The 4,771-nt window shown below is 44.7% G+C and carries 3 protein-coding genes and 1 pseudogene; all 4 read left to right on the forward strand.

Annotation, left to right across the window (positions count from 1 at the left end; all coding sequences use genetic code 11):
* On the forward strand, positions 1 to 958 hold a 958-nt coding region (locus F6K20_RS24675), incomplete at its 5' end, for a group II intron reverse transcriptase (protein ID WP_287296386.1).
* A 77-nt stretch (positions 959 to 1,035) separates the two neighbouring features.
* Positions 1,036 to 1,584 (forward strand): annotated as a pseudogene (locus tag F6K20_RS24680) (RNA-guided endonuclease InsQ/TnpB family protein); the annotation flags it as partial.
* Positions 1,585 to 2,125: 541 nt separating this feature from the next.
* The gene (locus F6K20_RS24685; protein WP_502708871.1) at positions 2,126 to 3,649 is read left to right on the forward strand and encodes a group II intron reverse transcriptase/maturase; all 1,524 of its coding nucleotides are present in this window, start codon (positions 2,126 to 2,128) and stop codon (positions 3,647 to 3,649) included.
* Positions 3,650 to 3,959: 310 nt separating this feature from the next.
* Positions 3,960 to 4,771 (forward strand): N-acetylmuramoyl-L-alanine amidase-like domain-containing protein (locus F6K20_RS24690; protein WP_287296390.1); only part of this gene is annotated, 812 nt, incomplete at its 3' end.

Here is a 4,771-nt window from a genome sequence, read left to right on the forward strand (position 1 = left end):
AGACATCAAAAAATGTTTTGACCGCATATCCCACAGCACAATAATGGCTAATCTAATAGCACCCAAGTGTATAAAACAAGGAGTGTTCATATGCCTAAAAGCAGGGGTAAACCCAGAGTTCCCGGAGCAAGGAACTCCACAAGGGGGAGTGGTCAGTCCACTGCTCGCAAACGTCGCCCTAAACGGCATAGAGGAGATTCACCCTTCGATTCGGTACGCCGATGACATGGTAATCTTCCTAAAACCGAAAGACGACGCAGAAAAAGTGTTACAAAACGTGGCCACATTCCTCGCTGAACGCGGCATGGAAATCAGCCAAGAAAAGACCAAGATTACTCACTCGACAAACGGCTTTGACTTCCTGGGCTGGAATTTCCGGGTCCAGAAAAATGGTAAGTTCAGAAGTATGCCCTCAGCGGACAACCTAAGAGCTATCAAGAAGAAAATCAAAGCCGTGGCCAACAGCTCGAATTATGGCGCTAAAGTAAAGGCAAAGAAATTAGAACCAATCGTAAGAGGTTGGAGAAACTACCACCGAAACTGCAAGATGGACGGCTCCAGGAACTCATTGTGGTTCACCGCAAAGAGAACACACGATAAATTCCTAAGGGAAAAGAAAATCAGCAAAGGACAAGCCAAAAAATTAATAACTAAGGCATTTCCTAAAGTGAAGTGGAAGGAAAATAAGCAGATCAAAGTCAGGGGCACCAAGTCCCCCTACGACGGAGACCTGGTATATTGGAGCGAAAGAAACTCTAAGCTCTACGATAATGCTACCGCCAGAGCCTTGAAAAAGCAAAACCATTGCTGTGGACAATGCGGACATAAGTTACTAGGCAACGAATCTGTACATCTCCATCACATTGATGGAAACCACGACAATTGGAAGCCAAAGAACTTAATGGCAATTCACCAGAGTTGCCACCAATATATACACAGTAGCCAGAAAGATACTTAGGAGCCGTATGCGGTGAAAGTCGCACGTACGGATTTGAAGGAGAGGTGCTCCCCTTAATAGGGGACATCGACTCTACCAATAGACTAGGCAGGACACACCTCAAAATAAGTAGGCAACGTGAAGAACATGCCAAGAGACTGGTTAGAAGTTACCGTAAGATAGTGGAGCCTTATTACAAAAGATTTAACCCTTTTATGCAAAGCCGAACACCCATAAAGGCTCCACTATCTAAGGTTTCGTCTCCGGCAAGTTGCGTAATCAGGTCTAACGACCTGGTCGCTTACGAAAATTTGAGGGTTAAAAACTTAGTTAAAAATCACTGTCTCGCCAAGTCTATTAATGATGCAGGTTGGTACCAGTTTAGGGAATGGTTGGAGTATTTTGGTCAAAAGTTTGGTCGGATAACTGTCGCAGTTAATCCTGCTTATACAAGCCAGAATTGTTCCAATTGTGGTGAGGTGGTCAAGAAGTCATTATCAACTCGAACCCATGTCTGTAAGTGTGGGTGTCGGCTAGATCGCGACCACAATGCCGCCAAAAACATCCTAACTAGAGCCTTGAGTACCGTGGGGCACACGGGAACTTTAATTAACGCTTGGGGAGAATGTGCGGCTCGTTCCAACTAGGAGCCTTTAGAAAATAAAGGGGTAAGAGTTGGGGAGATTCACAAGGGTGGACACCCTGATAAATCTCTAACTGTTCTTTGGATGTGGGTGAAGACCCCACCCCTGAGGAGACAGGTGACTACCTATCTGGCCACACCGAGGAAGGCGGCAACCTACCAGAGTGACGCTGGCAACAGGGCGCAATCAGAGGGGAGGCAGATTACCCACACTGGCGCTAATGGAGAGACGACACGGATAAACAGATTCTAGAAAAGGGTCTAACTGAGGAGCCACAATCTGACCAAAATATGTGGACTCAATCCATTTATTCTCACAGCATGTATTCTCAATAGCTGTAACTCCGAGAAATGGGTAGGCCAAGTGAATCATCCTAAATCGTCAAAACAATCCTTAGAACGGAACGAGTAAAAACGGTGACCATGAGGTCTGAGGAAAAGGTCGAAACCTCGGTAAGTCATGCCAGACTTAATCCCTCTCACCGGGTAAGATGCGACCGGAAACTGGTCGCGGGTATTCAGAATATATGCAGCCAATGAAGAGTATGGTTAGACACATGAGAAAATCTTATAGTGAATCATGGAGAAGTCAAAAATGGAAAAAACTCCGTCAAGACTTATTCCGCCTACAGAAGCGCGTATATAAAGCAGTTCAAGCTGGTGACCTAAAGAAAGCCAGGTCTCTACAAAAACTGATTCTGAGGTCTCGTGCGGCACAGTTATTGGCCATCCGTCAAGTAACACAACTAAATCAGGGTAAGAAAACTGCCGGGATTGATGGGAAGACAGCCCTCACTCCTAAGGAACGGTTTGAACTTCTTGATAGGCTGAACCACTGCGCCCATGTCTGGAAGCACAGCGGACTACGTGAAGTACCCATTAAGAAGAAAAACGGGAAGACCAGAATACTCAAGGTACCCACAATTGCCGACAGAGCATGGCAATGCCTAGCTAAATTCGCACTCGAACCCGCCCACGAAGCTACCTTTCACGCCCGGAGTTACGGGTTTAGGACTGGAAGAAGTGCTCAGGATGCACAGAAATATGTGTTTCAAAACCTGAACTCTAGAGTAAAAGGACGGGAAAAGAGAGTAATAGAGCTAGATATCAAAAAATGCTTTGACCGCATATCCCACCGTTCAATAATGACAAGATTAATAGCCCCGGAGAGTTTAAAGACTGGGATATTCCGTTGCCTCAAGGCAGGAGTTGACCTGGAATTCCCCGAACAAGGCACACCACAAGGAGGAGTAGTATCACCCCTCCTTGCAAACATAGCACTTGACGGAATAGAAGATATCCACCCATCAGTTAGATATGCTGATGATATGATAATCTTCCTAAAACCAAAAGACAATGCCGAAAGAGTCCTAACCAAAATAAAGGAATTCCTCGCAAAAAGAGGAATGGAAATCAGCGAAGAGAAGACCAGAATTACTTACTCGACAAACGGATTTGACTTCCTAGGCTGGAACTTTAGAGTCCAGAAAAATGGAAAAATAAGAAGTATTCCCTCAGAGGACAACTTCAGAGACTTCCGCAAGAAAGTAAAAACCGTGGTCAACAGCTCGAATTATGGAGCAGAAGTTAAGGTAACAAAGCTCGCCCCAATCGTACGCGGTTGGAGGAACTACCACAAGAATTGTGACATGAGCGGAACAAGGGAATCACTATGGTTCCAAAACGAAGACGCCAGAATACGATTCATCAAAGAAAAGAAGGTCAATAAACACGAAGCCGTAAAGCTAGTTAAAAAAGCCTTCCCAAAGGTTCCTTACGAGCAATTCGGTCACGTTATGGTCACTGGAACCAAGTCACCATATGACGGAGATACAGTGTACTGGAGTAAGCGAAATAGCAAGCTCTACGACAACACGACCTCTAAAACCTTAAACAAACAAAACCATACGTGTGGATACTGTGGACTAAAGTTATTACCGGGTGAAGACGTCCAACTTCACCATGTAGACGGAAACCATGACAACTGGAAACCAAATAATCTAGCTGCGGTACATCGAAGTTGTCACCAATTAATTCACATGGGCAGACCGAAAGGTCAGAATACCTAGGAGCCGAGTGAAGCGAAAGTTTCACGCTCGGTATGACAGGAGAGGTGCTCCGGGTAATGCCGGACATCGACTCTAATTGGCCTCTACTCTTCCTGATTCCGGTCTGGTTGAGCAAGTCAGCTCGTTGAACCAAGAATCCCCTAGCTTCTAGCTATGGGGAGTGTCAAAAATGCTGAACAGGAAAATAATTTTGTGGAGCCTAAAGTTGCCAGTGAAATAGTTAACACTGACCAGTGAATAAATATGGGTTAACAGATCAAAAGTGGTTCTCCCTTCGCATTCGGTTTAGGGTAGGTTTGTAGGTTTAAGAATGAAAAAAAGCTTGAGGCTAGCTGCGGTTTTTTATATACTCACGTGTTGTGTGGCTTCTGGTTTAGTATCTCAAGCTACTGTTGAGTCAGAATCTGGTCAACTAGGCCATAAACGATTAATTACTAGCAAATTAATTACTAGCACTATATCCGAATCATTAAAGGATAGGGCTGAGTCACTGATGATAGCCCAATTTCCCCTACCAGAAATTAGTGACCCAGCAGATAAAAAGCGTTTCGAGCAGGTGATGGAGTATGCGATCGCAAACCACTTGTCTGAGCGGACGCTCCCAGAGATCATGCAAGCGATCGCACAGCAATTTTTGGGCGCAAGCTATAAAGCTCACTTATTAGACCAAGCCAGTCAAGAAACTTTAGTTATCACCCTCAATGAATTTGACTGCGTCCTTTTTGTGGAAACCATTCTAGCCCTAGCGCGAGGGATAACCGTAAAGGATTATTCTCAGCAGACCTTTGTCAATCACCTTCGTGACCAGCGTTATGGGGATGGTAATCTAAATGGCTATTGCAGCCGATTACACTATTTCTCTCAATGGATTGATGACAATCAGAGAAGGGGCACAGTTAAAAACATAGCGCTAGATTTAGGAGGAGTATCCCGCCAGAAAACCCTCAACTACATGAGTAAACACAGGGGTAAGTACCCATCTTTAGTAAGTGATGAGTCAAATTACCAGTGTATAGTAGCCATGGAAGCTAATCTGAAGCAGACAACTGTTAATTTCATTCCCCATGATCAGATTAGGAAAGCCTACAATCAACTGCAACCAGGGGATATTATTGGCATTGA

It is taken from the genome of Moorena sp. SIO2C4, from assembly GCF_010672485.1.
Taxonomy (GTDB): domain Bacteria; phylum Cyanobacteriota; class Cyanobacteriia; order Cyanobacteriales; family Coleofasciculaceae; genus Moorena; species Moorena producens.

Excerpts from the sequence above, each read along its gene's own strand:
- F6K20_RS24685 (WP_502708871.1), top strand. The coding sequence starts at position 2,126 with ATGGTTAGACACATGAGAAAATCTTATAGTGAATCATGGAGAAGTCAA.